Raw genomic sequence first — 251 nt, 5'->3', positions numbered from 1 at the left:
GGTGATGATGTTCAAATCATGCAGGATGGTACGTTAGATATCACTGAGCCAAATCTTGCAGACGGCACAATCACAACCAATACCATTGATGTGATGCCAGAGCAAAGCGCAGATGGTGCGACAATCACTCAGTTTACGTATGACGGTCAAGTTCGCACTCTGGATCAAACTGACAATGGTGAGCAGCAATTTAGCTTCACAGAAGGTGAGTTATTTATCACTCTTGAAGGTGAAGTGCGTTTCGAGCCAAA

Annotated in this window: 1 protein-coding gene; it reads left to right on the top strand. The window is 44.6% G+C overall.

Going from position 1 to position 251, the window contains the following annotated elements; all coding sequences use genetic code 11:
• On the top strand, window positions 1-251 hold a 251-nt coding region (locus tag AACT19_RS25405; protein ID WP_131825237.1), incomplete at both ends, for a hypothetical protein.

The sequence above is a fragment of the Vibrio sp. 10N.222.47.A9 genome (genome assembly GCF_963872585.1).
Classification (GTDB): domain Bacteria; phylum Pseudomonadota; class Gammaproteobacteria; order Enterobacterales; family Vibrionaceae; genus Vibrio; species Vibrio splendidus.
Note: the sequence above shows the minus strand (reverse complement) of the source record. Positions and strands in the feature narration are given on the sequence as shown.